The following is a 23,388-nucleotide window of genomic DNA, read 5'->3' on the forward strand; positions in this document are numbered from 1 at the left end:
GAACACACCATGATGAAAGGCCAACTCGCCGGCTTGATGAAGCAAGCCCAGGCGATGCAGGACAACCTGAAGAAGGCGCAGGACGAACTCGCCACCATCGAGGTCGAGGGCCAGAGCGGCGCCGGCCTCGTCAAGGTCGTCATGACCTGCAAGAACGAAGTCCGCCGCGTCACCATCGACCCCAGTCTGCTGGCCGACGACAAGGACATGCTGGAGGACCTCGTCGCCGCCGCCTTCAACGACGCGGCCCGCCGCGCCGAGGCGACGAGCAGCGAGAAGATGGGCAAGCTGACGCAGGGCATGCCCATGCCTCCGGGGATGAAATTCCCGTTTTGAACTCGCTGGATGCGCTGATCGAGGCGCTCAAGCGCCTGCCCGGCGTGGGCCAGAAGTCGGCCCAGCGCATGGCCTACCACCTGCTGCAGCACGACCGGCTGGCCATGCCGCGCCTGGCCGACGCGCTGACGGCGGCCGGCGAGAACATCAAGCATTGCGAGCGCTGCCACACCTTCAGCGAGGCGCCGATCTGCGGCGTCTGCGCAGATGTGGAGCGCGACGCGCGGCTGCTGTGCGTCGTCGAGACGCCGGCCGACCAGGCCGCGCTGGAGCGCACCGCGTCCTATCGTGGCTACTACTTCGTGCTGCTGGGCCGGCTGTCGCCGCTGGACGGCATCGGCACGCGCCAGATCGGCGCGGCGGAGCTGCTGGCGCGCGCTGCGGAAGAGAGCGTGGAGGAAGTCATCCTCGCCACCAGCTTCACCGCCGAGGGCGAGGCCACGGCGCATGTGCTGGCCGAGGCGCTGAAGGCGCGCGGCATCAAGTCCACGCGTCTTGCGCGCGGCGTGCCAGTGGGCAGTGAGCTTGAGTACGTGGACCTGGGCACCATCGCCCATGCCTTGACCGACCGACGCTGAAGGACAGCCCGATGACGCAATTGACGATCAGCCAACTCTGCCTTCTCGTGGCTTGCGCGCTGCCTGTGGTCTGCGCCTCGCTGGCCAAGTCCAAGGGCTTCGGCAAGCGGCGGCGTGATGGCGGCTTCGACAACAACCATCCCCGCGAATGGCTGGCCAAGCTGGACGGCTGGCAGGCGCGCGCCAATGCGGCGCAGGCCAACAGCTGGGAGGCGCTGCCCGTCTTCATCGCCGGCCTGTTCGTCGCCCACCAGCACCAGGCGGCCCAGGGCACGGTCGATGCGCTGGCGCTGGGCTTCATCGCGGCGCGCCTGGGCTACATCGGCCTTTACGTCGCCGACCAGGCCTCGTTGCGCTCGCTTCTCTGGGTCGCCGGGCTGGGCGCCAGCGCAGCGCTGTTCTTCGTGCGCTGAGCGCTACGGCGCCGCCGCCGCGACGACGTTGCTGCGGCCCTTGCCGCCACGGTCCTTGGCGACGTTGCGCGGTGCGGCCGGCTTGGCGGCGCGTGCCGTCTTCTTGCCACTCTTCTTGACCGACGCCACCTTGGTGCCGGCAGCCTTCGTGGCCTTGGCCGATTTCACCGATGGCTTGTACGCCGTGTAGACCACCACCGCCTGGCCGGGCTTGAAACGGGCCTTGGCGCCGACCTTGTTCCACTGTGCGACCTGCTCGGCGCGCACCTTGTAGCGCGCCGCGATGGCCGCGACCGTGTCGCCCTTGCCGGCCTTGATGCTGACGCGGCGCAGCGGCGGCGCGTCATGCGCGAGGCTCAGGCTGGCGGTGTCGGCCAGGCGCTCGGACACGTCATCCTGCATGTGCGCCGCGCGCGGCACCAGCAGCGTGGAGCCGGCCTTGACGACCATCCGGGGCGGGATGCGGTTGATCTCGCGCAGCGCCGACTCGGCCATGCCGGTGCGCTTGGCGGCTTCCGACGGGCTCATGGTCTTGGGCACGACCCAGGCGGTCCAGGTGGCCAGCGGGCCGGTGTGCCGCGCCAGGTTCTCGGCGAAGTCGCCGGCCTGGTCATAGGGCAGCAGCACCTGCTCGGTGGCTGCGGCCAGGATGACCGGCTTGTTCATCTGCGGGTTGAACTGCTGGAAGGTCTCCAGCGTCAGGCCGGCCAGTTGGGCGGCGAGTGCCACGTCGATGTCGCGCTCGATCTTCACGCTCAGGAAATACGGGTGGTTGGCCACCGCCGGCAGCGTCAGCGCATAGCGGTCGGGGTGCAGGACGATGTTCTTCACGGCCTGCAGCTTGGGCACGTAGTAGCGCGTCTCGTTGGGCAGCTTCAGGCTGGCGTAATCGGTAGGCTTGCCCAGGCGCTGGTTGCGCGCGATGGCCTTCTGCACATTGCCCTGTCCCCAGTTGTAGGCGGCCAGCGCGAGATGCCAGTCGCCAAACATCTTGTGCAGGCGGCCGAGGTAGTCGAGCGCGGCGCGGGTGGAGGCCAGCACGTCGCGGCGGTCGTCGCGGAAGATGTTCTGCTTCAGGTCGAAGTCGCGGCCCGTGGCGGGCATGAACTGCCACATGCCGGTGGCCTTGGCGCTGGACACGGCATGCGTGACGAAGGCGCTCTCGATGAAGGGCAGCAGGGCCAGCTCGGTGGGCATGCCGCGCTTCTCGACCTCGTCGACGATGTGGAACAGGTAGCGGCTGCCGCGCGTCGTCATGCGCTCGACGTAGTCGGGCCGGGCGCTGTACCAGGCCTCGGCCTTGCGCACCCAGTCGTCGTCCAGGTCCTCCAGCTGGAAGCCCTGGCGCACGCGCGCCCACAGGTCGGTGCTGGCGTCGGGTGCGTCCAGGTCGATCTTCTGGCCGGGGCGCAGGTTGTCTTCCAGCAGCTCGGCGGCCATGGCGCGCACGGGTGCGGGTGCGGCGGCTTCGGGCGCCGGGGCGGCTTCAATAGAAGGGGTGGGGGCGGGGAGGGCGGCCGGCGCCGGGGCTTCGGCAGGCGGCGGGGCGGTGGTGGTGGCGCAGGCGGCGAGCAGCAGCGCCAGCGCGACCGGAGTGAGTCGGTGGATCAGGGTCATCGGAATCCGTTCTTCCATTCGCGCAAGGTCGCGAAGACGTCGACCGGGCTGGGCGCGGTCGACAGTTGCAGGGGGGCGTGGCGGCGGGCGGCCTCGCGCAGCGCGGGTTCGGCGCAGCGCAGGAAGGGGTTGACCTGCCGCTCGGTGCCGACGCGGCCGGGCAGCGTCGGCCGGCCGGCCGCGCGTTCGGCCTCGCACCAGGCGGTGTAGGCGGCCAGCGCCGCGTTGGCGGGGTCCACCTCACGCGCGAAGCGCAGGTTGGACAGCGTGTATTCGTGGGCGCAGCAGACCCGCGTCTCGGCCGGCAGCGCCGCCAGCGACTGCAGCGAGGCGTGCATCTGCGCCGGCGTGCCTTCGAACAGGCGACCGCAGCCGGCGCTGAACAAGGTGTCGCCGCAGAACAGCAGCGGGTCGCCACCGGTCACCTCAGATACGAAGTAAGCAATGTGGCCCGCCGTGTGACCCGGCACGTCCATGACGGCGAAGCGCAGGCCCAGCAGTTCGACCGTGTCTCCGCCATGCACGCGGGTCACCGGCTCGGGCATCTTCTCGTTGGCAGGCGCGTAGACGGGGCCCGCCAGGCGCGGTCGCAGCGCGTCGACGCCGCCGACATGATCGGCGTGATGGTGGGTCAATAGAATGCCGGCCAGCGTCAGGCCACGGGCGTCAAGCGCCGCAGCCACCGGTGCGGCATCGCCGGGGTCGACGACCACGGCCTCGCGGCCGTTGTCCAGCAGCCAGAGGTAGTTGTCGTCGAAAGCGGGTAGAGGCGTGAGCGTCAAAGGCGCAGAACCCATGACAGATAAAGCGCCGAGTATAGATTTGGCAGCCTGGCTGCAGTCCCCGCCCGGCCGCACCCTGCTGGCCTGGGAGCAGGCCCAGGTCGATGCCGTGGTGGCCGACCTGTTCGGCTTCCATGCGCTGCAGCTGGGCATGCCCGAGCTGGACGGCCTGCAGGCCAACCGCATGCCGCACCGCTGGCTGGCCGGCCGCGACTTGCAGTGCGATTTCGAGGCCCTGCCCTTCGACAGCGCCAGCCTGGACCTCGTGCTGCTGCCTCATGCGCTGGAACTGGCCGTCGACGCCCATGCGCTGCTGCGCGAGGTGGAGCGCGTGCTGCGGCCCGAGGGGCGGCTCATCGTCTTCGGCCTGAACCCGGCCAGCTTGTGGGGCCTGCGCCAGAACCTGGGCCGGCTGCGGCGGGGCGGCCAGCCGTACCTGCCCGATGTCGGGCCGGATGGCGAATTCATCGGCTACTGGCGGCTGCGCGACTGGCTCAAGCTGCTGAGCTTCGATGTCGAGGCGGCGCGCTTCGGCGTCTACCGGCCGCCGCTGCGCAGCGACGTCTGGCTGCAGCGCTGGCAGTGGACGGAGCGCGTGGGCTCGCGCTGGTGGCCGGTGCTGGGCGCGGTGTATTTCATCCAGGCGGTCAAGCGCGTGCACGGCATGCGCATGATCGGCCTGGCCAGGAACCAGCGCGCGGCGGCCAAAAAGGCAGCCGCGGTCGCTTTGAACAACCATCACAAAAAAGAATGACGGAAACCACTCAACCGGCTCAACCCGCACTGGCCATCAAGCGCCCTCAGGTCACGGTCTACACCGACGGCGCCTGCAAGGGCAACCCAGGCCCCGGCGGCTGGGGCGCCTGGCTGCACAGCGCCGGCCACGACAAGGAACTGTTCGGCGGCGAGCGCGAAACCACCAACAACCGCATGGAGCTGATGGCGCCCATCGAGGCGCTGGCCTCGCTGAAGCGCAGCTGCGATGTGGTCGTCTACCTGGACAGCGAGTACGTGCGCAAGGGCATCACCGAATGGATCATCAACTGGCAGCGCCGGGGCTGGAAGACGGCCGACGGCAAGCCGGTGAAGAACGCCGACCTGTGGCAGCGGCTGGACGCGCTGCGCAAGCTGCACAAGGTGGAGTGGCGCTGGGTCAAGGGCCATGCCGGCGACCCGGGCAACGAGCGCGCCGACATGCTGGCGAACAAGGGCGTGCCACGCTAAGTACAGTGCGTTCCACCTAAACGTCCCCGGGGATCGCCCATGAAGCTGTTGCCCACCTTGCTCGCCGCGCTGCTGCTGACCGGCGCTGCGCAGGCCCAGACGTACACGGTCGTCTGCGTGAAGACGGCCTGCGGCCACCTGGGGGTGAATGCGAGCGCCGAGCGGCTGGAGACGGACTACAGCTACCGCAACAACGGTCGCGGCCCCGACCAGAAGGAGGTGGCGACCTTCGCCGCCGACGGCGCCTGGCTGAGCTACCGCACCGAGGGCGTGGCCACCTACGGCGCGCGCATCGATGAAAGCTTCGAGCGCCAGGCCGATGGCAAGGCCGTCTGGCGCTCGTCGGTGGACCGCGGCGAGCAGGCCGGTGCGGCCCGTGAGGCCGTCTACCTGCCGCTGCAGGCCACGCCGGCTCTGGCGGCGCGGCTGGCGCAGAGCCTGCTCGCGGCCAAGACCCCGCGCACCGAGGCCTTGCCGGTGGGGCGGCTGTCCATCGAGCGCGTGCAGCGCCTGAGCCTGGCCGGCCAGCCGTTCGAGATCGGCCTGTACGCCGTCACCGGCCTGGAGCTGTCGCCCAGCTATGTGTGGCTGCGCGAGGACAACCGGGCGCTGTTCGCCCAGGTCTATCCGGGCTGGGGCGGCACCGTGCTGCAGGGCTTCGAGGCCGAGGTGGACCGCCTGTCAGATGCGCAGAAGACCGCTGAGCTGGCCCAGCTTCAGCGCCTGGCCCGCGAGCTGCCGCAGCCGCTGCCGGGCCTGACGGTCATCGAAGGCGTGCGCTGGTTCGATGCCCAGGCGGCCGTGCTGCGCGGGCCGTCAGACGTCTATCTGCTCGACGGCCGCATCTCAGCGATCGCCAAGCCCGGCAGCTTGCGCAATGCCGCGCCGGCCCAGCGCATCAGCGGCAAGGGCCGCACGCTGCTGCCGGGCCTCGTCGACATGCACGTCCATCTCACGCCGCCCGAGTTGTTGCTGCATCTGGCGGCCGGCGTGACGGCGGTGCGCGATGTCGGCAACAGCAAGGCCGACATCGCCGAACTGCGCGGCCGCATCGAGCGCGGCGACGTGCTGGGGCCGCGCATCTCGGCCAACGGTTTCATCGAGGGCAAGAGCCCGTTCTCGTCGCAGGCCGACTTCGTGCCCGACAACCTGCCCGATGCGCTGGCCGCCATCGACTGGTATGCCGCCCACGGCTACCGTCAGCTCAAGCTCTACAACTCCATCAAGCCCGAGTGGGTCAAGCCCATGGTGGCGCATGCGCGGTCGCTGGGCTTGCGCACCGGCGGCCATGTGCCGGCCTTCATGACGGCCAGCCAGGCGGTCGAGGCGGGCTTCGACGAGCTGCACCACATCAACCAGGTAACGCTGAACTTCCTCGTCAGCAAGACCGACGACACGCGCACGCTGCTGCGCTTCAACCTCGTCGGCGACAAGGCGGCCGACCTCAAGCTCAACGACCGCCGCACGCAGAACTTCATCGCGCTGCTGAAGAAGAAGGGCACCGTCGTCGACGCGACGATGGCCGCCTTCGAGGCCCAGTACACGCAGCGCCAGGGCCAGCCCAACCCCAGCTATGCGATGGTGTCGGCCAACCTGCCGGCCGTCATGCAGCGCGGCCTGCTGTCGGCCGAGGTCGACATGGACGACACCAAGGCCAGGCGCTGGAGTGCGAGCTGGAAGGTCATGATGAACCTGCTGCACCGCATGCACGCGGCCGGCATCCCGCTGGTGGCGGGCACCGACGCGACCGCGGGCTTTGCGCTGCAGCGCGAGCTGGAGTTGTATGTACAAGCCGGCATCCCGGCCGCGCAGGCGCTCAAGATAGCCACCTGGAACGGCGCGAAGTACAGCGACCGGCTGAACGAGATCGGCAGCATCGAGCGCGGCAAACGGGCCGACCTGATGCTGGTCGACGGCGACCCGGTGGCCGACATCCGCGCCATCCGGCGGGTGGCGCTGGTCATCCAGGGGGACAAGGCCTTGTCCCCCGCTGCGCTTTACCAAGCGATGGGGGTGCTGCCCTTCGTCCCAGCCGCCGAGATCATCAAGTGAAGCGCATTGCCGCCCTGCTGCTCACCGTGCCGCTGCTCGCCGGCGCCAACACCACGCTGCGCTTCTGCGCCGCCGGCAACACCAAGACCTTCGACCCGTTGATGACCGACAGCGGCATCGACCACATCTCGCACCTGCCCCTCTTCGGCACCCTCGTCGAGACCCGGCGCGGCACCGACGAGCTGATTCCCGGCCTGGCCAGCAGCTGGGCCGTCAGCCCCGACGGCCTGGCCTACACCTTCGAGCTGCGCCGCGGCGTGGCCTGGCATGCCAGCGACGAGTTCAAGCCCACGCGCGAGTTCAATGCCGACGACGTGCTCTTCAGCTTCGGCCGGCTGCTCAGCCGGGACAGCGCCTTTGCCAAGGCCTTCCCCGGCGTGTCGCCGTATGTCGTCTCCTTCGGCTGGGAGAAGCTGGTCCGCAAGGTCGAGAAGCTGGGCCCGCACCAGGTGCGCATCACGCTGGCCGAGCGCGATGCGTCCTTCCTGTCCACGCTGACACAGCCCTTCGCCAGCCAGCAGTCGGCCGAGCAGGGCGCCCAGCTGCTGCGCGCCGGCACGCCGCAGCGCATCGCGCAGATGCCCGTCGGCACCGGGCCCTTTCAGCTCAAGAGCTTTCGCCAGGACAGCGTCATCCGCTACGTCAAGCACCCAGGCTGGTGGCGCCAGGCCGAGGTGTCGCGCGCCGACCAGCTGGTCTTCGCGATCACGCCCGATGCGACCGTGCGCGCGCAGCGCCTCAAGCGCAACGAGTGCGACATCGCCGCGCCCGTGGGTCCAGCGGAGCTGGCCGAGCTGCAGAAAGACCGCGCCATCAAGATCGCCACGGCGCCTGGTCTGAACGTGGGCGTCCTGGCGTACAACACGAAGCGCCCGGCGCTCGCGAAGCCGGAAGTGCGCCAGGCGCTGGACATGGCCATCGACAAGGCTTCCATCGTTCGTGCCGTCTACGGCGAGGCCGGCACGCTGGCCACCAGCCCCATCCCGGCCGCCAGCTGGGCGCATGACGCGACGCTGAAGCCCGCGCCGCACGACCCCGCCAAGGCCAAGGCGCTGCTGCAGAAGGCCGGCGTGCTGCCGCTGAACATCACGCTGTGGGCCATGCCGGTCGTGCGGGCCTACAACCCCAACGGCCAGCGCATGGCGCAGATGATCCAGGCCGACTGGGCCAAGGTCGGCGTGACGGCGCGCATCGTCACCTATGAATGGGGCGAGTACCTGCGCCGCATCGACGCCGGCGACCATGACGCTGCGCTCGGTGGCTGGAACGGCGACCCCGAGCCGGCCGGCACCGCAGGCCAGCTCGCTTGCGGCGCGGCCAGTGGCAGCTTCTGGTGCAACCCGGCCTACGACAAGCTGCTGGCCGAGGCCCGCCAAGTGCTGCCGCGCGAGGAGCGCAAGCCTCTCTACGCCCAGGCCCAGCGCCTGGCGATGGCGCAGCTCCCCTGGACCCCCATCGCCTACGGCCGCCTGGCCGTGCCGATGCGGGCGGCGGTCAAGGGTTTCGTCATGGAGCTGGACGGCAGCACGTATTTCGACGGGGTTCTGCCCCGATAGACCCCGCAAGAAGAGGACTTCAAAGATGAGCATCAAGAGCGACAAATGGATCCGCCGCATGTGCGAGCAGCACGGCATGATCGAGCCCTTCGAGCCCGGCCAGGTGCGCGAGCAGGACGGCCGCCGGATCGTCAGCTACGGCACCAGCAGCTATGGTTACGACATCCGCTGCGCGCCCGAGTTCAAGGTCTTCACCAACATTCACTCGACGGTGGTGGACCCGAAGAACTTCGACGAGAACAGCTTCGTCGACATCAACAAGGACGTCTGCATCATCCCGCCCAACAGCTTTGCGCTGGCGCGCACGATGGAGTACTTCCGCATCCCGCGCAACGTGCTGACGATCTGCCTGGGCAAGAGCACCTACGCCCGCTGCGGCATCATCGTCAACGTGACGCCGTTCGAGCCCGAGTGGGAAGGCTATGTGACGCTGGAGTTCAGCAACACCACGCCGCTGCCGGCCAAGATCTACGCGGGCGAAGGCTGCGCGCAGGTGCTGTTCTTCGAGAGCGACGAGGTCTGCGAGACCAGCTACAAGGACCGGGGCGGGAAATACCAGGGGCAGGTGGGGGTGACGTTGCCGAAGACCTGAGTTCAGGCGACGCCGTTCACCTGGAGTCTGACGACCTTGCCGGAGCGTGGGTCGAATTCCAGGTGCCAGAACGCATTGCCGCCGTCGCTGAAGCTCATGCAGGTGCCGGGCTTGATCGCTGCCGTCAATGGATCGGCGGCGGGATAGAAGCTGGCGAAGATGCGGCGCTGGCCGCGGTAGGAATAGCCCGAGTATTGCCAGCGGTAGACATGCCGGGAATCCGGCAGCTGATCTGAGGCTGCCTTCGAGGCGGCGAAGAAGGCCGGTAGCGACTTTTCCAGCGCGGCCACCTGAGCGGCCGATGGGTTCCAGGTGCCGTTGTCGGTCGCCGGACACAGTGTCGGCGCGGCCTTGTCGAGCCGGGGCATGGGCGCGGCCTCGGCGACCTGGCCCAGCGGCGCGATCAGACAGGCAAGAAGAAGGCGGTTCATGTGATGACTCGTGGCGCCGTCTACTGCTGAGGCGATCCAGGCACGTCACCCAGTTCACCCGCCCACGGCTGCTCGGAGTGCTGCCAGAGCTGGAAGCCCGGTTTCAGCTGGTCACGCTGCGCAATGCAACCCAGTCGGATCATCATGGCCACCGGGTTTTCGGGCGCCGTACCCCATAGCGCAGTTCCGCAGTCTGCGCAGAACACCTGGGCCCGCCGGTTGCCGCTCTGTGCGACCTTGATGTAGCTCTTCGGCTCACCGCGCAGCAACGAGAACTGCCCGACGGGAGCCGGCACTATGGCCCGCATCGGCGCGCCAGACATCACCTGGCAGTCCGTGCAGTGGCAGACCACGACGCGCGACGGGTCGATCTCGGCCTCGAACGCGATGGCGCCGCAGTGGCAGGCTCCGTTGATCTTCATGGGGGCGGCTCCAGCAGTTGAGGTGATGCGGCGCCGCGCAGCATGCCACCAACCGGTCCGTCCCGGTCAGGCGGCAGCGTCGTCGCACTGGCACACGCCGCTGCCTTCAGGCCAGAACAGCGCGCCGCAGCGAAGGCAGGGGGCCGCTTCACCCATCGGCTTGTAGGTGCCCCAGCCCAGGCGCAGGTGGTGGATCGTTGCGGCCTCCTCGTAGGTTGCGGCCTCGATCAGCCACAGCCGCGTCGTGGCGCCAGGATCGCTCGTGCCGTTACCGAACCGTGGCGGCCCCTCGCCGGGCGTCAGCGAGATCTGGCTGTCATCCGCGTTTGTCCAGACGCTCCAAATCGCCATCGCCATCACCCACCCATCAACGCCAGATACTGAATCAACCCCATCCGGCCCGCCCGCATCACCCGCTTGTGATTCCACCGGAACAGCGGCCCCAGCAGCGGTGCCGTCCAGCGCAGGATGCCCGGCGGCAGCGTGACGCGCCACACGAACGTAACGTCGGTATGCGCGCCCACCTCGGGTGCCGCCTGCTTCATCAGCCAGATGCCTTCCCCCGCCAGCGTGCCGGCCGCCTTGGCGCGCAGGCGTTCTTCCTTCAACACCTCGGTCACTTCCAGCTGCAGGTGCAGCCGGTAGCCCAGGCCGGTGCGGAAGGTGATTTCTTCGATGACGCCCAGCCCCGTGCCATCGCCACTGCGCAGCTTGCGCACCCCCACCACGCCCGGCCACCAGCGCGGCCAGTGCTGGGTTTCGGTGATGGCCCGCCAGACGTGGGAGACCGGCGCTTCCAGGCGCCAGTGGCTGACGAGATCGAAATAGGCGGTCTGGGTCATGTGACAGGAATACGCCTCGGCCGGGCTAGGTGGATGCGAACGAGTACGCTGCATCCACAATTGTTCACGCTGCGTACACCTCCTCATGCCCTCGTCTTCCACGACCCCCGCCCAGGCCCGCGCCATCCGCCGGCGCCTGCTGGAGCGCGTGGCCGACACCGACGACAGCCACCTGACCGTGCCGCCCGGCGCGTCCGGCTGGCAGCCGTTCGGCGACGGTCTGCAGATCAAGGTGCTGCATGAGCACGAGGGTACGCTGAGTTACCTGCTGCGCTTCGCTCCCGGTGCCCGGCTGGAGGCCCACCGCCACCCGGTGGATGAGGAGTGCGTGGTGCTGGAAGGCGTGCTGAAGGTCGGCAGCCGCACGGAGGTGGGCCCCGGCGGCTACCACCTCGCGCGCGCCGGCAGCCTGCACGCCAGCATCAGCACCGAGACGGGCGCAACCATTTTTCTGCGCGGCGCCGAGCCGCATGCGGACCAACTGCTGGTTTGAGGCAAGACATGGCACTTCCACAACCCAACGAGACTGATGACCCGCCAGCCGAGGCGGCTTTGCTGTTCGAAGAGGTCGACCTGCACGAGGCCGAGGAGCCTGGTCTGGCGCTGGCGCCCAAGTGCGCAGGCGTGTCGGTCGACGACGCCCAGCTCGAAGCCTGGATCGCCGGCATCGTCGACCACGACGAACGCGCGCTGCTGGCGCTGTACGAGGCGACGCTGTCGCGCGTCTACGGGCTGGTGCTGCGGCTGGTGCGGCGCAGCCAGCTGGCCGAGGAGGTGGCCGAGGACGTTTTCTTCCAGGTCTGGCGCCAGGCGCCGCGCTTCGACCCCCAGCGCGGCCGGCCGCTGACCTGGCTGCTGGGCATGGCGCGCTCGCGCGCCATCGACGCCATCCGCCGCGAGGCGCGCTTCCAGCATGAGGAGCTGGACGAGGGGGCCTCGCCCGTGGCGGCGCCGGCCACCGAGTCGGGCGACGAGCTGCTGGCCGTTGCCCAGGGCCATGCCGAGTTGCACCGCGCGCTGCTGCTGCTGAAACCGCAGCCGCGCCAGCTCGTTGCGCTGGCCTTCTTCAACGGCCTGTCGCACGAGGAGATCGCCAGCCAGACGCATCTGCCGCTCGGCACGGTCAAATCCCAGATCCGCCGCGCGCTGATCACGCTGCGCGAGTCGCTCGGTGACACCGGCGCCCACGCGCTGCCGGCTTGAGGGGCGAGCCATGAACACGATGCCCACTACCCCCGAATCCCAAGACGCCAACGACGGCGACGACATGAGCCCGCTGCTCAGCGAACCCTTCGCCCGCGCCTGGGCCGCCCCGGCGACCGGCCTGCCCGGTCGGCTCGGCGAGCGGCTGGGTGAGCGCCTGGCACGGTCGCTGCAGGCCGAGCAAGGCATGGTGACTGTGCGCCGGCGCAAGTCCGACGCCTTGCCGCTGGCCGACGGCGTGCTGCAGCGCCCGCTCTACCGTGCGCCCACCGACCGCCCCGCGCGCCCCGGTGAGCCGCGCGCCGTCAGCGTCATCGAGCTGGCGGCCGGCGCCACGCTGACGCTGCCGGCCGGCGGGTCGCGCGAGTTCCTGGTGCTGCGCGGCAGCGCCGAGGTCGACGGCGAGGCTTTGAGCCTGCGCGATTTCCTGCTGCTGCCGGCGGGCAGCGCGCCGCAGCTCGGCAGCGCGGACGGCGCGCATCTGTTCGTGCGCGAGATGGACGGCCCCGGCGCCGAGCGCACGCTGGTGCGCGACCGCGAGGCCGGCTGGCCCGAGTTCGCGCCGGGCATCGCCCGCCGCGTGCTGTGGACGGCCGGTGGCGAGGCCGCGCTGCTGTACCGCGCCGACCCCGGCGCCAGCGTGCCCGGCCACGGCCACGGCCATGACGAGGAATGCCTGATGGTGCAGGGCGAGCTGTTCCTGGACGACGTGCTGCTTCAGCAGGGCGACTACCAGCTCGCCCCGGCCGGCACCGGCCACCGCATCACGGAGACGGACACGGGCGTCATCATCTACGCGCACGGCGACCTGGATCTGCAGTTCAACGGAACTTGAGCGGCATCAAAGGCGGTTAGCCGGGTCATTTCGGGCTTTATCCGGCCTTAGCTCTGCCGAGGCCTCGGCACCATGGCTTCACACAGAAGTCCGCCGAGGCAAACATGCAAAAGCCCCCACGCTCACTCCGTTCGCTGCCCCCCAAGGGGGCGCGTCAGCACCTTCGGACGGCCGGGCGGGGCTGACATGTTGATCCCCCTGCACCTGATCCCCGTCCCCGCCGACGAACCGCGCGGCGCGGACGACCCGGGCCATGCCTGGACCGGCCTGACGATCGCGCAGGGCGTGCACCTGGGCGACATCCGCGCGCTGGGGCTGACAGGGGTGGGCACGGCGAACGGCCCAGTCGGTACCGGCAGCCTGCTGCGCTTCGGCCAGCTGATGAACGACGCCGGCCTGGCCATCAACCCCACCCGCATGCTGTACGACCGCCACTACGCCTACGAGCGCCTGGCGGACGGCCATGCCAGCGATCACCCGGGTCTGCGTCAGCTGGCGCTGGAGTTGTTCGAGGCCTACCAGGCTGCCGGCGAATGGATCGGCCTGGCCCATTGAGGGTTTGTCCAGGCCGAAGCCTGTCTTTCCTCACTCGGGGAGTTTGAGCCTCTCGCGGTAGTCTCGCGGTTTCGCCTTTCAGCCGAACCCGCCATGACCCGTTTCTCCCTTTCGCTGTTGGCTGCCGCGTCGCTGGCCGCCACCACTGCCCATGCCGACGAAGGCATGTGGATGCCCAAGCAGCTGCCGCAGATCGCCAAGGCCTTGAAGGCCGGCGGCCTGGCGCTGGACCCGGCCAAGCTCAATGACCTGACCGCCTTCCCGATGGGCGCCGTCGTCGGCCTGCCCGGCTGCACGGGCAGCTTCGTGTCGGCGCAAGGCCTGGTGGTCTCCAACCACCACTGCATCTACGGCAGCATCCAGTACAACTCCAAGCCCGACCGCGACCTGCTGAAGAACGGCTTCTACGCCGCCACGCTGGCCGACGAGCTGCCCGCCGCGCCCGGCACCCGCGTGCTCGTCACCGTCGACATGAAGGACGTGACGGCCGAGGTGCTGAGCGCGCAGACACAGGCGCTGACCGGCAAGGTCCGCACCGACGCCATCGAGGCGGCGCAGAAGCGCCTCGTCTCTGCCTGCGAGGCCGACGCCGGCCACCGCTGCAACGTCTACGCCTTCTTCGGCGGCCTGCAATACCAGCTCATCAAGCAGATGGAGATCCGCGACGTGCGGCTGGTGCACGCGCCGGCCACCGGCGTGGGCCTGTTCGGCGGCGATGCCGACAACTGGGTCTGGCCGCGCCACACCGGCGACTACAGCTTCTACCGTGCCTATGTGGGCGCGGACGGCAAGCCTGCCGAGTTCAGCAAGGACAACAAGCCCTACACGCCCAGGCACCACCTCAAGTTCGCCTCGCCGCTGACCAGCCCGCTGAACGAGGGCGACTTCGTCATGGTGGCCGGCTACCCGGGCTCCACGGCCCGCCACCGCCTGCCCCGTGAGGTGGACTTCGCCTTCGGCTGGCAGCAGCCGGCGCGCGCCAAGGCGATGGGCGAAGCTATCGACCTCATCAAGGCCGAAACCGCCGGCCGCCGCGACGGCGAGATCAAGGTGGCCGACCGCATCGCGGGCCTGCAGAACACCTACAAGAACTACCAGGGCCAGCAGCAGAGCTTCGACGGCAGCGACATCCTGGCCCGCCGCCAGGCCGGCTACGAGCGGCTCAAGGCCTGGGTCAACGCTTCGCCCGAGCGCAGGGCGCGCTACGGCGCCGACATCGCCGCCACCGAAAGCCTGCTGGCCGAGCGCGAGGCCATCCAGCGCGCCGAGTACCTGGCGCCCTTCATGACCCCGCAGCTGCTGAGCGCCGCGCGCCAGCTCTACTTGCTGGCGCACGAGCGCGCCAAGCCCGACGCCGAGCGCAAGTCCGGCTACCAGGACCGCGACCTGCCGCGCATCCGCGCCGGCCAGCAGTCGCTGGAGCGCCGCTATGACGAGCCGTCTGACAAGCGCGTGGCGGCCCACTTCCTGGCGCAGTACCTGGCCCAGCCGGCCGGCTCGCTGAACCCCGCTTGGGTCCAGGCCTACGGGCTGAAGGCCGGCCAGGACGAGGCGGCCATCCGCGCCCAGCTGGACAAGGTCTATGCCGGCAGCAAGCTGGCCGACACGGCCTTCCGCCTGTCCTGGCTGGACAAGGACGTGGCCGCCTTCAAGGCCAGCGACGACGCCTTCATCAAGGCCGCCGTCGCGCTGTACGACGACGACCGCCGGCTGGAGAACCGCGACAAGGAGCTGGGCGGCAAGCTGCAGAAGGCCTATGCCGGTACGCAGCAGGCGCTGATCGACTACCACGCCAGCCGTGGCGAAGCCGTCTACCCCGATGCCAACAGCACGCTGCGCATCAGCTTCGGCAAGGTGCAGGCGCGCAGCCCCGGCACTGACGGCAGCAACTGGACGGCGTTCACGACGCTGCGCGGCATCGTCGCCAAGCACAAGGGCCCGGTGGAGGCCGGTGGCGAGTTCAACGCGCCGGCCGAGCAGCTGGCCGCCATCAAGGCGCGCAACTTCGGTCCCTACGGCGTGAAGGCGCTGGACTCGGTGCCCGTCAACTTCCTGTCGACGCTGGACAGCACGGGTGGCAACTCCGGCAGCCCGGTGCTGAACAAGCGCGCGGAGGTCGTGGGCCTGCTGTTCGACGGCACGTTGGACGCCGTCATCTCCGACTGGGACTTCAACCCCAAGATGGTCCGCAGCATCAGCGTCGACTCGCGCTACATGCTGTGGCAGATGAGCGTGGTGGACAAGACGACGCGGCTGCTCGACGAGATGGGTGTCAAGTAAGCCGCCCCGGGCCAAGGGGTGCTTACTCCTTGGCCACGGCCTCCACCTGGATGCGCAACTGCACATCCATCTTGAAGCCCCAGTCCTTGCCGGCCGCGAGCCCGAAGTCCTCGCGGTTGAAGCTGCCCGACGCGTCCGCGCCGCACAGGTCGCGCTTGTGCAGCGGGTGGGGGATGCACTTGAGCTGGTGGATGACCAGCGTCATCGGCTTGCTGCGGCCGTTCAGCGTCAGCTCGCCGACCAGCTTGTTCGGCACGCCGCCGCTGGCGCCGTCGAAGCGGCCCTCGAACGTCGCGCTCGGGTTCTTCTCGGTATTGAAGAAGTCCTTGCCACGCGCCCAGGCGTTCATTGCGTCCAGCCCGAAGTCGATGCTGGCCAGCTCCATCTGCACGTCCACGCTGCCACTGCCGTTAGCCTTGTCGTAGACGATGCTGCCGCTGCTCTTGTTGAGCTTGCCGCGCCAGACCGACAAGCCCATGTGGTCGGCTTCGAAACTGGGGTAGGTGTGCGTGGGATCGATGTCGTAGGTGACCGGCGCGGCCTGGGCGAGCGAGGTGGCGAGTGCCGCGAGCAACAGCAGGTGTTTCATCTGGGCTTCTTGAGAGGGGAAAGGGATGCCTGACACTATGACGAAGCAGGCCGCACGATTTCGACAGGAGCCATCATCGCGCCATGAACCTTCGCCCACTGCTCGCCTTGTTGACGCTCGCGCTCGCCGCCTGCGCGCCGCTGCAACCGCCGCAGAAGCCACCCGAGAAGCGCTACACCGCCGCCGAGTTGCTGGCGCTGCAGCCGGCCGACTTCGCCTGGCCGGCCACGTCGCAGGAAGGCGAGCGCGCGCTGCGCGGGCAGGCGCTGGCCGACATCCGCGCGGTGCTCTCACTGCCGCCCGGCCCGGAGCGCGACGCCGCGTTGCCGCAACTCTTCGGGCGTGTTGCTCACCACAACGCCGAGGTCTCAGCCGCGCGCACGTTGCTGCTGGAGGCGTTGCCCACGCTGGGCCAGCGTGACGCCGAATATCAGCGCGCGCTGCTGACCGCCGCGCACACGCTGTACCCCGCCGAGTCCGCGCCGCTGCTCTGGCCGCTGCTGCCGCAGCTCACGGCCAGCAAGCCCTTCGCCATCGCGGCCTACACGCTGTTGCAGGCCGACCCCGGTGCCGTGCCGCGGCTGCTCGACCTCGTGCAGCGCCAGTTCCCCGGCTGGGCCGACGATGCGCGGCTGACTGCCTTGATGCTGCGCCTGCGTCCCTCGGCCGCCGCGCAGCCGCCGCTGCCCGACCTGCTCGCTGCGCCGCTGCGGCCGGGCTTCGCCGTCGTCTACAGCCTGCAGCGCCCCGGCCGCCTGCAGATGGGCCTGGCGCTGGTGCGCGGGGCCGATGGCCGCTTCGTGCGTGACGCATCCGGCCAGCTCTTCACGTCGCCCCAGCTCGCGCTGGCGCGCACTAGTCTGCCCGGCACCATCACCAATGGCAACACGCCGCAGGGCTTGTTCACCATCGTCGGCGCCGGCACGGCCACCAACCCCAGCATCGGCCCCACGCCCTACCTGCACAGCAAGCTGCCCGTCGAGGCGACGGTGGCGGAGTTCGAGCATGCCGACGCGGCGCCTGCGGCGGCTTGGAGCGAGGCCGTCTACGGCAGCTTCCTGCCCGAGAGCTGGCGCCGCTGGCTGCCCATCCACGAAGCCTGGCTCGCCGGCCGCGCCGGCCGCGACGACATCATCATCCACGGCACCACGGTCAACCCGGCCTACTACGCCGGCACGAGCTACTTCCCCGGCACGCCGCAGCAGGGCTGCATGGTGTCCAGCGAGAGCTGGGACCCCGCCACCGGGCGGCTGCTGGCCAGCCGGCAACTGACGCTGGCCCAGGCCTACGCGGCGGCCAGCGCGCGTGAAGACCTGGCGGGCTATCTGATCGTCGTGGAGCTGCCGGGCGAGGGCCCGGTGACGCCCGCCGAGGCGAGCGCGCTCGTGCTCGCCGCCGCACGTTGAAGGAGACCTCATGCGAACCTGCCTGATGGCCGCCCTGGCCCTTGCCCTGGCCACGCCTGGCGCCGTGATGGCGCAGGACGCTGCCGCCAAGCCCGCCGTCAGCGCCGATGGCCGGGAGCTGATCGACGCCGGTACCGGGCTGGTCTGGTCGCGCTGCGTGGAGGGCATGACCTGGGATGGCCTGCGCTGCGCCGGCGAGATCAAGCTGGCCACGCACGCCGAAGCACTGGCCCTGGCGCGTGCGCGCAGCGAGGCCGACGGCCGCCTCTGGCGTGTGCCGCGTGCGCAGGAGTTGAAGCGGCTGCCCGAACACCTCGGCAACGCGCGGCAGGCCGCCGCGCTGCTGCCCGATGCGCCCAGCGGCTGGTACTGGAGCAGTACCGTCCGCATCGAAAGCGAAGCGGTGAACAAGTACAGCTACGGCAACGTGCAGCGGGGCACGACGGAGCGGCAGGTCGACCGGCTGTCTCCGCAGACGGGCTGGATGGTGGAGCAGCCTGGCGGCGCGGTGCGCGACAGCCCCAAGCGCGAGAAGCGGCTGGTGCGGCTGGTGCCCGCGCTGGCGCCTTGAGGGGATGGGCCCCATGGACCTGCTCAAGACCTTCGCCCTCTTCGTCGTCACTGCCGTGGCCGAGATCGCCGGTTGCTACCTGCCCTGGTTGTGGTTGAAGCAGGGCGGCTCGGTCTGGCTGCTGCTGCCGGGCGCGGCCAGCCTGGCGCTGTTCGCGTGGCTGCTGTCGCTGCACCCGACAGCGGCGGGGCGGGTCTATGCGGCCTATGGTGGCGTCTACATCGGCGTGGCCATCGTCTGGCTGATGGTGGTGGACAAGGTCAAGCCGACGATGACCGACTGGGTCGGCGTGGCGTTGTGCCTTGCGGGCATGGCCGTCATCATGCTCGGGCCGCGTGCGGCCGCGTGATCAGCGCACGAACACCATCTCCCCGTACTCCCACCGCCACGGCACACCCGTCTCGCCAAGGATGAACTCGACGAGGCGTGGGAAGGCCCGCTCCGCCCGCACGTCGTTGGCCAGGATGACGACGCAGCGCTTGCCCTGCTTCACGCAGACCCAGGTGTTGCCCGTGCTGTCGTTGTGCCCGCCCTTGTAGAAGCCCGCGCCGTGCGGCCCGGTGAAGGCGATGACGCCCAGGCCTGCGGCGAGGTCCGCGCGGCGCTTCTCGGGCGGCAGTTCCGCTTGCAGCGTCGGGAACTGCGTGGCCGTCGTGATGGGCAGATGCGGCGCGGTGAGCGTGGCCAGGTTGGCGCTGTTGACGTAGCCGGCGGCCATCTTCGCCATGTCGGCGATGGTCGTGTCCATCGACCCCGCCACGCGCACCTTGCTGCGTTCGTCGTGCGGTTCGACGCTGCCGTCTTCCTTCCAGCCGTCGGCCAGGTTGGGGCGGAAGTCGGCCCGCCACATCAGGCTGGTGCGCGTCATGCCTAACGGCGTGAATACACGGTGCTGCACTTCGGCGCCCACGTCCAGCTTGAGGCCGTGCTCCAGCACGAACTGCAGCAGGATCAGCCCCTCGCCCGAGTAGGCGTAGCGCGTGCCGGGGTCGAAGTGCATGCGCAGCCGGCGGTCGGTCTCCAGGAAGGCGAAGTTGGCGAAGCCGCTGCTGTGCGTCAGCAGCATGCGTGCGGTGAGCTGGCGCCAGCGCGGCTCGTCCGCCAGGTGGCGCCAGGGGCCGGACTTGGGGTCGTTGGGGTAGTCCGGCAGCGGCTTGCCGAGATAGGCGGCCAGCGGCCGGTCCAGGTCGAGCTTGCCGTCTTCCACCAACTGCATGACCCAGTAGGCGAACACGGCCTTGGTCAGCGAGGCGCCGTACATGACGGTGTCGGGCTGCAGCGGCTCGCCCGCCGCGTTGCGCTTGCCGTAGGCGCCGACGTGGGTGACGCGGCCGTCGTCGATGACGGCCAGGGCCAGGCCTTGCGCCTGCGAGGCGGCCATCAGCCGCGCGACTTCGGTGTCGATGGCGGCGTGGTCGGGGATGGGCGCCGCAGCGGCGAACAGCGGCAGGGCGGCGAGGAGGGCGGCGGCGCGTTGCTTCATGGCAGGCGGCGCATGGTTTTCTGCAGGGGCGCTTGCAGCTTGTCGCGCTGCTCGGCGTCGGCCACGTCCAGCACGCCGGCCAGCAGCGGCCACAGGAAGCCGCGCAGGTTGTGCAGGTCCGTGAAGGTGGCCTCGTCCCAGGCCTTGGCCTTTTGCAGCGGTGCCAGCAGGCCGTCCAGCCAGGCCTGCCACGCTGCGGCATCGGGGTTGAGCTTGAGCTGCAGCTGCAGCGCCGCGCGCGCCAGCCGCTGGCCTTCGCCGAAGCGGTAGGCGTGGCGGTGGTCGGCCAGCACCTGCGCGGTGACGGCGTCCAGCAGCGCCTGGCGCTGGGGCGCGCTCAGTGCGTCGTTCATGCCCAGCTGCAGGGCCAGGTCGGCGCCGTGGGCCACGCCGTGGCGCCAGCCCTCGCCGGCAATGAGCCCGCGGTAGTCGCTCACGCCGCTGAGATAGCGCACGGCATGGTCGACGAGGTCGGCGCGCTGCTCGGCAGTCATGAAGGGCTTGAGCCGGTCGGCCCGCGCCACCTCGGCCAGCGCCAGCACGGCGAAGGGCTGGTGCACGCCGGCCGCATCGGGCTTGGCGTCCAGCACGGCCACCAGCTCGGCGCGCAGGCGCAGCAGCGTGGCCGCGTCAAGCTTGCCAGCGCGCGACCAAGCCGAGAGCTGCTCGAAGGCGATGTCGTCGCGCAGCCTGGGGTCGGGGTGCGCCAGGCAGGGCAGCAGCGCCATGGCCTGCTGCTGGATGCGCGCGGCGTCGGCCTCGGTCTTGAGGCCGGTGGGCGGCGCGCAGGTCTGGGCCGTGGCGGCCAGGGACGAGAAGAGCAGCAGGGCGGCGAGGGGCTTCATGCGCCGCAGTAGCGCATGGCTGGGGCCGTGAGGCAAGTTCGGCGCGTGGGCAAGAACTACAGTCCCGGCCGCACGGCCCTTTTTGCCGTGGAGACGCCCATGACGCAGCACACCGTCACCGCCCTGATTGCCGGGCTGATCCTCGCCTGCCTTACGCTGCTGGCGGCCTGCGGCACCGTGCCGCCGGTCACGACCGCGCCGCACCTGGTCACCTTCGATATCGATGGCCGCCTCACCCAGGTGAGGGTGGCCGACCAGGCCTTGCTGCCGGCCCCCGCCCGGCCCGAGCGCGGGCCTGCTAACTACTTCGTCGGCTGGTTCCTGGCCGACGCAGGCGAGGGCCAGATGTGGGACTTCGCGCGCGACCGGGTCAAGGCAGGCGTCGCGCTGAGGCCCAAGTTCGTGCCGCTGTCGGCGGGCAATGTCGTCGTCGATGCCTACCTGGACGAAGCCCGGCGCAACGCCTTCACCTTCAGGACGCTGCAGGAGCTGAAGGCCGCCAACATTGCCGATGGCACGACCGTGAACTTCACGCCGGGCGTCTACTGGACCGACGACTACAAGGACCCGCACAACGCCAACACACCCGAGCACCCGGGGCTGGTGGGCATCGCCTTCCCGCAGGCCGGCCTGACATTCAAGGGCCTGACGTCGAATGCAGACGACGTGCGCATCGCCGGCAACCGCGGCCAGACCGTGGGCTCCAACGGCAACTGGAACGTCATCGCCATCGGCACCCGCTTCTCGGCCTACCACCTGACGTTTGGCAACTACGCCTCGGTCGACCTGGTCTTCCCGCGTGACCCGTCGCAGAACCTCCGTCGTCGCAGCGACGCGCGCGTGCAGGCGCAGACGATCACCTCGGCCGGTGGCCCGCTGGACCGGCTGCACTTCGAGAACGTGCGCTTCGTCAGCTTCCTGAACCTGATCGCCGTGGGCCCCCAGCGCGCCTACTTCAAAGACTCGTACTTCCAGCTGACCGACGACGCCATTGCCGGCGGCACGCTGAATGTGTTCGAGAACTGCACGTTCGACTTCCACGGCAGCCACCCGTCCTGGGGCGGCTCGTCGACGATGGCGGTGTTCCTGAACTCGACCTTCAACTTCCTGAACGACAACCCGGTCTTCTGGTTCGCCAAGAGCGGCGGCAGCTGGGCGCTGATCGACAACCGCTTCGTGGGCCCGAAGGAGGAGATCCGCTGGGAGAACGTCCAGCGCCGCGACGTGAAGCACTACGTCCACAACAACCGCTACGCGGACGGCACGCCGGTCGTCTTCGACCCGCAACACCCGCAGGTGACGCAGCCGCTGAGCGCCGAGGCGTTGAAGAGCTTCAAGATCGGCGCGACGTACAACGTGCACAACCTGCTCAAGGGCAGCGACGGCTGGAACCCCTCGGGCCAGCAGGCCAGGCATGACGGTGCGTTCAAGCTGACGCTGACCGCAAGCGCCGCCAGCCTGCCTTCGGACGACCCGGCCAACGAGGTCGCCATCACGCCCGCCTTCACGCCCGCGAATGCGTTCGCGTTCGACGCAATCCGCTTCGACATCGACCGGTTGCTGTTCACGCGGCTGCTCGACAGCGGCGACGGCAAGCTGCACCTGCGCGCGAAGCTGAATGCCACCGGCCGCATCATCGACACGGTCGTCAGCGCCACGGCGCCCAACGGCCTGGTGGCGCAGGTGACGCTGCGCGTGCTGCCCGCCTCAGTCAGGCCGCCCGTGGTCATGGGCACGCCGGCCATCGCGCTGAGTTCAGGCGTCGCCAGGTTGCAGCTTGCCTACGACCAGCCGGCATTCACCGACGCGTCCACCATCACCTGGTATCGCGGCAAGGGGCCGGGCGACAAGGCGGTGCAAGTGGCTGTGAAGACGCGCCACTACGCCTTGTCGGGCGGCGATGTGGGCCACTGGCTGACCGCCGTCGTGCTGCCTCGCTACGAGTTCAGCGCGGCGGCCGGTGTCATCGAGGTGGCAAGCCCGCGCGCCATCGCCGCCGCCGACGTGCCGCAGCCCCACGTTGTCGCCACCGACTTCGCCAGCATCACCTGGGCGGGCCACGCGCTGAACCAGCCCGATGTCTGGTATGCCGACACGATCAAGCCCGCCGACGTGGCTGCGGGCTGGCAGCCTTCCACCGCAGCACCGTGGGCCTACGCCGTGGGTGACCGGGACGGCGCCGTGGGCGTGCCGGGGCTGGTGACCTCCACCCAGGGCGCGCGCCTGCTCTACCAGCCTCAGGGGGCGTACTCAGACATGGCACTGGCGCTGGAACTGACGCCCGAGAAGGTGGCCGGACAGGGCTTCGGCAGCGCGACGGGCCAGTACCTGGAGGTCTACATCAAGTGGGACCCGGTCACCCGCACCGGCTATGCGCTGCGCTTTCAGCGGCTGTCCAGCGACCCACTGAACGGCAACCAGCCCATCCCGTCCTCGGGCAACTCGGTGCGGGTCTCGATGTGGGAGGTCGTCAATGGCAACCGCACGCTCCTGCCCGGCGCCTACGTCGAAAGCTCGGTGTTCATGCCGGGCGCGAAAGTGCTGTTCAAGCTGGTGGGCAACGTGCTGTCGGCGGACGTGACTACCCGGTCGCCGCAGACCGGCACACAGGCCGGCTACAAGCTGCCCCACGAAGTTCACTTCAGCGCGACGCTGCCCCGAGTGACCAGCACCGTGGGGGGCTTCGGTGTGCAGTTCACGGGCACACCTTCGGCAGGCAACCGGACGCTGCTTGAAAAGCTTGAGGTCACGCTCAAGCCGCGTTGAGCCGGGCCTC

At 69.6% G+C, this 23,388-nt stretch carries 26 protein-coding genes; 17 read left to right on the forward strand and 9 right to left on the reverse strand.

Translation table 11 applies throughout. The features are described 5' to 3' along the window. The first annotated feature begins 9 nt into the window (after positions 1-9). The 3 genes from ACG00Y_RS25655 to ACG00Y_RS25665 are packed head-to-tail and all read left to right on the forward strand — an operon-like array spanning position 10 to position 1,327. Complete coding sequence (locus tag ACG00Y_RS25655; protein WP_394483923.1) at positions 10-336, forward strand: YbaB/EbfC family nucleoid-associated protein; 327 nt, start codon at positions 10-12, stop codon at positions 334-336. Further along, positions 324-914, forward strand: coding sequence for a recombination mediator RecR (recR, locus tag ACG00Y_RS25660; RefSeq protein WP_394484215.1), 591 nt, complete (start codon positions 324-326; stop codon positions 912-914). Before ACG00Y_RS25655 ends, recR begins: the two co-directional genes overlap by 13 nt. 11 nt (positions 915-925) lie before the next feature. After that, positions 926-1,327 carry an MAPEG family protein gene (locus ACG00Y_RS25665; RefSeq protein ID WP_394483925.1) on the forward strand — a complete coding sequence of 134 codons (402 nt, stop codon included), beginning with the start codon at positions 926-928 and terminating at the stop codon, positions 1,325-1,327. A 3-nt stretch (positions 1,328-1,330) separates the two neighbouring features. Here the strand turns inward: ACG00Y_RS25665 and ACG00Y_RS25670 are convergent, their stop codons facing one another. Together ACG00Y_RS25670 and gloB are read right to left on the reverse strand one after the other, a co-directional pair. After that, complete coding sequence (locus ACG00Y_RS25670) at positions 1,331-2,944, reverse strand: transglycosylase SLT domain-containing protein (protein ID WP_394483927.1); 1,614 nt, start codon at positions 2,942-2,944, stop codon at positions 1,331-1,333. Continuing rightward, positions 2,941-3,726, reverse strand: coding sequence for a hydroxyacylglutathione hydrolase (gene gloB / locus ACG00Y_RS25675; RefSeq protein ID WP_394484217.1), 786 nt, complete (start codon positions 3,724-3,726; stop codon positions 2,941-2,943). The genes ACG00Y_RS25670 and gloB overlap by 4 nt, the downstream gene beginning before the upstream one ends. A 13-nt stretch (positions 3,727-3,739) precedes the next feature. Here gloB and ACG00Y_RS25680 point away from each other — a divergent pair, with 13 nt between their 5' ends. Genes ACG00Y_RS25680 through dcd form a run of 5 tightly spaced genes read left to right on the forward strand, consistent with a single transcriptional unit; the run spans position 3,740 to position 9,150 of the window. Then, positions 3,740-4,480 carry a class I SAM-dependent methyltransferase gene (locus ACG00Y_RS25680; protein WP_394483929.1) on the forward strand — a complete coding sequence of 247 codons (741 nt, stop codon included), beginning with the start codon at positions 3,740-3,742 and terminating at the stop codon, positions 4,478-4,480. After that, on the forward strand, positions 4,477-4,950 hold the full coding sequence (rnhA, locus tag ACG00Y_RS25685) for a ribonuclease HI (RefSeq protein WP_394483931.1): 474 nt from the start codon (positions 4,477-4,479) through the stop codon (positions 4,948-4,950). The genes ACG00Y_RS25680 and rnhA overlap by 4 nt, the downstream gene beginning before the upstream one ends. A gap of 39 nt (positions 4,951-4,989) precedes the next feature. Then, entirely contained in the window at positions 4,990-7,002 is a 2,013-nt protein-coding gene (locus ACG00Y_RS25690) for an amidohydrolase family protein (protein ID WP_394483933.1), read from the forward strand. After that, positions 6,999-8,558, forward strand: coding sequence for an ABC transporter substrate-binding protein (locus ACG00Y_RS25695; RefSeq protein ID WP_394483935.1), 1,560 nt, complete (start codon positions 6,999-7,001; stop codon positions 8,556-8,558). Before ACG00Y_RS25690 ends, ACG00Y_RS25695 begins: the two co-directional genes overlap by 4 nt. 25 nt (positions 8,559-8,583) lie before the next feature. After that, positions 8,584-9,150 carry a dCTP deaminase gene (gene dcd / locus ACG00Y_RS25700; RefSeq protein WP_394483937.1) on the forward strand — a complete coding sequence of 189 codons (567 nt, stop codon included), beginning with the start codon at positions 8,584-8,586 and terminating at the stop codon, positions 9,148-9,150. A gap of 2 nt (positions 9,151-9,152) precedes the next feature. Here dcd and ACG00Y_RS25705 read toward each other — a convergent pair whose 3' ends face one another. The 4 genes from ACG00Y_RS25705 to ACG00Y_RS25720 all read right to left on the reverse strand — a co-directional run bounded on the left by ACG00Y_RS25705 (position 9,153) and on the right by ACG00Y_RS25720 (position 10,845). After that, positions 9,153-9,581: a hypothetical protein gene (locus ACG00Y_RS25705; protein ID WP_394483939.1), complete on the reverse strand. Its 429-nt coding sequence runs from the start codon at positions 9,579-9,581 to the stop codon at positions 9,153-9,155. A gap of 20 nt (positions 9,582-9,601) precedes the next feature. After that, positions 9,602-10,003: a GFA family protein gene (locus ACG00Y_RS25710; protein ID WP_394483941.1), complete on the reverse strand. Its 402-nt coding sequence runs from the start codon at positions 10,001-10,003 to the stop codon at positions 9,602-9,604. Positions 10,004-10,069: 66 nt separating this feature from the next. Next, positions 10,070-10,360 carry a hypothetical protein gene (locus tag ACG00Y_RS25715; RefSeq protein WP_394483943.1) on the reverse strand — a complete coding sequence of 97 codons (291 nt, stop codon included), beginning with the start codon at positions 10,358-10,360 and terminating at the stop codon, positions 10,070-10,072. Next, positions 10,360-10,845 (reverse strand): SRPBCC family protein, encoded by a 486-nt coding sequence (locus tag ACG00Y_RS25720; RefSeq protein WP_394483945.1) that lies wholly within the window; start codon positions 10,843-10,845, stop codon positions 10,360-10,362. Before ACG00Y_RS25720 ends, ACG00Y_RS25715 begins: the two co-directional genes overlap by 1 nt. An 85-nt stretch (positions 10,846-10,930) precedes the next feature. On the opposite strand from ACG00Y_RS25720, the gene ACG00Y_RS25725 reads away from it, so the two are divergent. The 5 genes from ACG00Y_RS25725 (at position 10,931) to ACG00Y_RS25745 (ending at position 15,718) form a co-directional block, all read left to right on the forward strand. Then, positions 10,931-11,338, forward strand: a complete 408-nt coding sequence (locus ACG00Y_RS25725; RefSeq protein WP_394483947.1) for a cupin domain-containing protein — start codon at positions 10,931-10,933, stop codon at positions 11,336-11,338. Between the two features lie 8 nt (positions 11,339-11,346). After that, positions 11,347-12,048, forward strand: a complete 702-nt coding sequence (locus ACG00Y_RS25730) for a sigma-70 family RNA polymerase sigma factor (RefSeq protein ID WP_394483949.1) — start codon at positions 11,347-11,349, stop codon at positions 12,046-12,048. A gap of 19 nt (positions 12,049-12,067) precedes the next feature. After that, a complete protein-coding gene (locus tag ACG00Y_RS25735; protein ID WP_394483951.1) occupies positions 12,068-12,883 on the forward strand; it encodes a cupin domain-containing protein in 816 nt (271 codons plus the stop codon). A 186-nt stretch (positions 12,884-13,069) separates the two neighbouring features. Continuing rightward, positions 13,070-13,438 carry a hypothetical protein gene (locus ACG00Y_RS25740; RefSeq protein ID WP_394483953.1) on the forward strand — a complete coding sequence of 123 codons (369 nt, stop codon included), beginning with the start codon at positions 13,070-13,072 and terminating at the stop codon, positions 13,436-13,438. Between the two features lie 93 nt (positions 13,439-13,531). Continuing rightward, positions 13,532-15,718, forward strand: coding sequence for a S46 family peptidase (locus ACG00Y_RS25745; RefSeq protein ID WP_394483955.1), 2,187 nt, complete (start codon positions 13,532-13,534; stop codon positions 15,716-15,718). Positions 15,719-15,740: 22 nt separating this feature from the next. Here the strand turns inward: ACG00Y_RS25745 and ACG00Y_RS25750 are convergent, their stop codons facing one another. After that, positions 15,741-16,307: a YceI family protein gene (locus ACG00Y_RS25750; RefSeq protein WP_394483957.1), complete on the reverse strand. Its 567-nt coding sequence runs from the start codon at positions 16,305-16,307 to the stop codon at positions 15,741-15,743. Between the two features lie 83 nt (positions 16,308-16,390). Here ACG00Y_RS25750 and ACG00Y_RS25755 point away from each other — a divergent pair, with 83 nt between their 5' ends. From ACG00Y_RS25755 to ACG00Y_RS25765, 3 genes are read left to right on the forward strand one after another with little or no spacing between them, the layout of a single operon-like run. Further along, positions 16,391-17,713, forward strand: coding sequence for a hypothetical protein (locus ACG00Y_RS25755; RefSeq protein ID WP_394483959.1), 1,323 nt, complete (start codon positions 16,391-16,393; stop codon positions 17,711-17,713). 10 nt (positions 17,714-17,723) lie between these two features. Further along, positions 17,724-18,284, forward strand: coding sequence for an Lcl domain-containing protein (locus ACG00Y_RS25760; RefSeq protein WP_394483961.1), 561 nt, complete (start codon positions 17,724-17,726; stop codon positions 18,282-18,284). A 13-nt stretch (positions 18,285-18,297) separates the two neighbouring features. Next, positions 18,298-18,633: a YnfA family protein gene (locus ACG00Y_RS25765; protein ID WP_394483963.1), complete on the forward strand. Its 336-nt coding sequence runs from the start codon at positions 18,298-18,300 to the stop codon at positions 18,631-18,633. Here ACG00Y_RS25765 and ACG00Y_RS25770 read toward each other — a convergent pair whose 3' ends face one another. Both ACG00Y_RS25770 and ACG00Y_RS25775 read right to left on the reverse strand, forming a co-directional pair. Further along, on the reverse strand, positions 18,634-19,767 hold the full coding sequence (locus tag ACG00Y_RS25770; RefSeq protein WP_394483965.1) for a serine hydrolase domain-containing protein: 1,134 nt from the start codon (positions 19,765-19,767) through the stop codon (positions 18,634-18,636). Continuing rightward, on the reverse strand, positions 19,764-20,612 hold the full coding sequence (locus ACG00Y_RS25775; protein WP_394483967.1) for a DUF2785 domain-containing protein: 849 nt from the start codon (positions 20,610-20,612) through the stop codon (positions 19,764-19,766). The genes ACG00Y_RS25770 and ACG00Y_RS25775 overlap by 4 nt, the downstream gene beginning before the upstream one ends. 99 nt (positions 20,613-20,711) lie before the next feature. On the opposite strand from ACG00Y_RS25775, the gene ACG00Y_RS25780 reads away from it, so the two are divergent. Further along, on the forward strand, positions 20,712-23,378 hold the full coding sequence (locus ACG00Y_RS25780) for a hypothetical protein (protein ID WP_394483968.1): 2,667 nt from the start codon (positions 20,712-20,714) through the stop codon (positions 23,376-23,378). Positions 23,379-23,388 lie beyond the last annotated feature (10 nt).

The sequence above is a fragment of the Pelomonas parva genome, assembly GCF_043555835.1.
Lineage (GTDB): Bacteria > Pseudomonadota > Gammaproteobacteria > Burkholderiales > Burkholderiaceae_C > Pelomonas > Pelomonas parva.

Coding starts and splice junctions, on each gene's coding strand:
- ACG00Y_RS25710 (WP_394483941.1), bottom strand. CDS start 10,003: ATGAAGATCAACGGAGCCTGCCACTGCGGCGCCATCGCGTTCGAGGCC.
- ACG00Y_RS25670 (WP_394483927.1), bottom strand. CDS start 2,944: ATGACCCTGATCCACCGACTCACTCCGGTCGCGCTGGCGCTGCTGCTC.
- rnhA (WP_394483931.1), top strand. CDS start 4,477: ATGACGGAAACCACTCAACCGGCTCAACCCGCACTGGCCATCAAGCGC.
- ACG00Y_RS25730 (WP_394483949.1), top strand. CDS start 11,347: ATGGCACTTCCACAACCCAACGAGACTGATGACCCGCCAGCCGAGGCG.
- ACG00Y_RS25765 (WP_394483963.1), top strand. CDS start 18,298: ATGGACCTGCTCAAGACCTTCGCCCTCTTCGTCGTCACTGCCGTGGCC.
- ACG00Y_RS25705 (WP_394483939.1), bottom strand. CDS start 9,581: ATGAACCGCCTTCTTCTTGCCTGTCTGATCGCGCCGCTGGGCCAGGTC.
- ACG00Y_RS25690 (WP_394483933.1), top strand. CDS start 4,990: ATGAAGCTGTTGCCCACCTTGCTCGCCGCGCTGCTGCTGACCGGCGCT.
- ACG00Y_RS25775 (WP_394483967.1), bottom strand. CDS start 20,612: ATGAAGCCCCTCGCCGCCCTGCTGCTCTTCTCGTCCCTGGCCGCCACG.
- ACG00Y_RS25715 (WP_394483943.1), bottom strand. CDS start 10,360: ATGGCGATGGCGATTTGGAGCGTCTGGACAAACGCGGATGACAGCCAG.
- dcd (WP_394483937.1), top strand. CDS start 8,584: ATGAGCATCAAGAGCGACAAATGGATCCGCCGCATGTGCGAGCAGCAC.
- ACG00Y_RS25735 (WP_394483951.1), top strand. CDS start 12,068: ATGCCCACTACCCCCGAATCCCAAGACGCCAACGACGGCGACGACATG.
- ACG00Y_RS25740 (WP_394483953.1), top strand. CDS start 13,070: ATGTTGATCCCCCTGCACCTGATCCCCGTCCCCGCCGACGAACCGCGC.
- ACG00Y_RS25760 (WP_394483961.1), top strand. CDS start 17,724: ATGCGAACCTGCCTGATGGCCGCCCTGGCCCTTGCCCTGGCCACGCCT.
- ACG00Y_RS25655 (WP_394483923.1), top strand. CDS start 10: ATGATGAAAGGCCAACTCGCCGGCTTGATGAAGCAAGCCCAGGCGATG.
- ACG00Y_RS25780 (WP_394483968.1), top strand. CDS start 20,712: ATGACGCAGCACACCGTCACCGCCCTGATTGCCGGGCTGATCCTCGCC.
- ACG00Y_RS25680 (WP_394483929.1), top strand. CDS start 3,740: ATGACAGATAAAGCGCCGAGTATAGATTTGGCAGCCTGGCTGCAGTCC.
- ACG00Y_RS25750 (WP_394483957.1), bottom strand. CDS start 16,307: ATGAAACACCTGCTGTTGCTCGCGGCACTCGCCACCTCGCTCGCCCAG.
- ACG00Y_RS25745 (WP_394483955.1), top strand. CDS start 13,532: ATGACCCGTTTCTCCCTTTCGCTGTTGGCTGCCGCGTCGCTGGCCGCC.
- ACG00Y_RS25725 (WP_394483947.1), top strand. CDS start 10,931: ATGCCCTCGTCTTCCACGACCCCCGCCCAGGCCCGCGCCATCCGCCGG.
- ACG00Y_RS25770 (WP_394483965.1), bottom strand. CDS start 19,767: ATGAAGCAACGCGCCGCCGCCCTCCTCGCCGCCCTGCCGCTGTTCGCC.
- ACG00Y_RS25665 (WP_394483925.1), top strand. CDS start 926: ATGACGCAATTGACGATCAGCCAACTCTGCCTTCTCGTGGCTTGCGCG.
- ACG00Y_RS25755 (WP_394483959.1), top strand. CDS start 16,391: ATGAACCTTCGCCCACTGCTCGCCTTGTTGACGCTCGCGCTCGCCGCC.
- ACG00Y_RS25720 (WP_394483945.1), bottom strand. CDS start 10,845: ATGACCCAGACCGCCTATTTCGATCTCGTCAGCCACTGGCGCCTGGAA.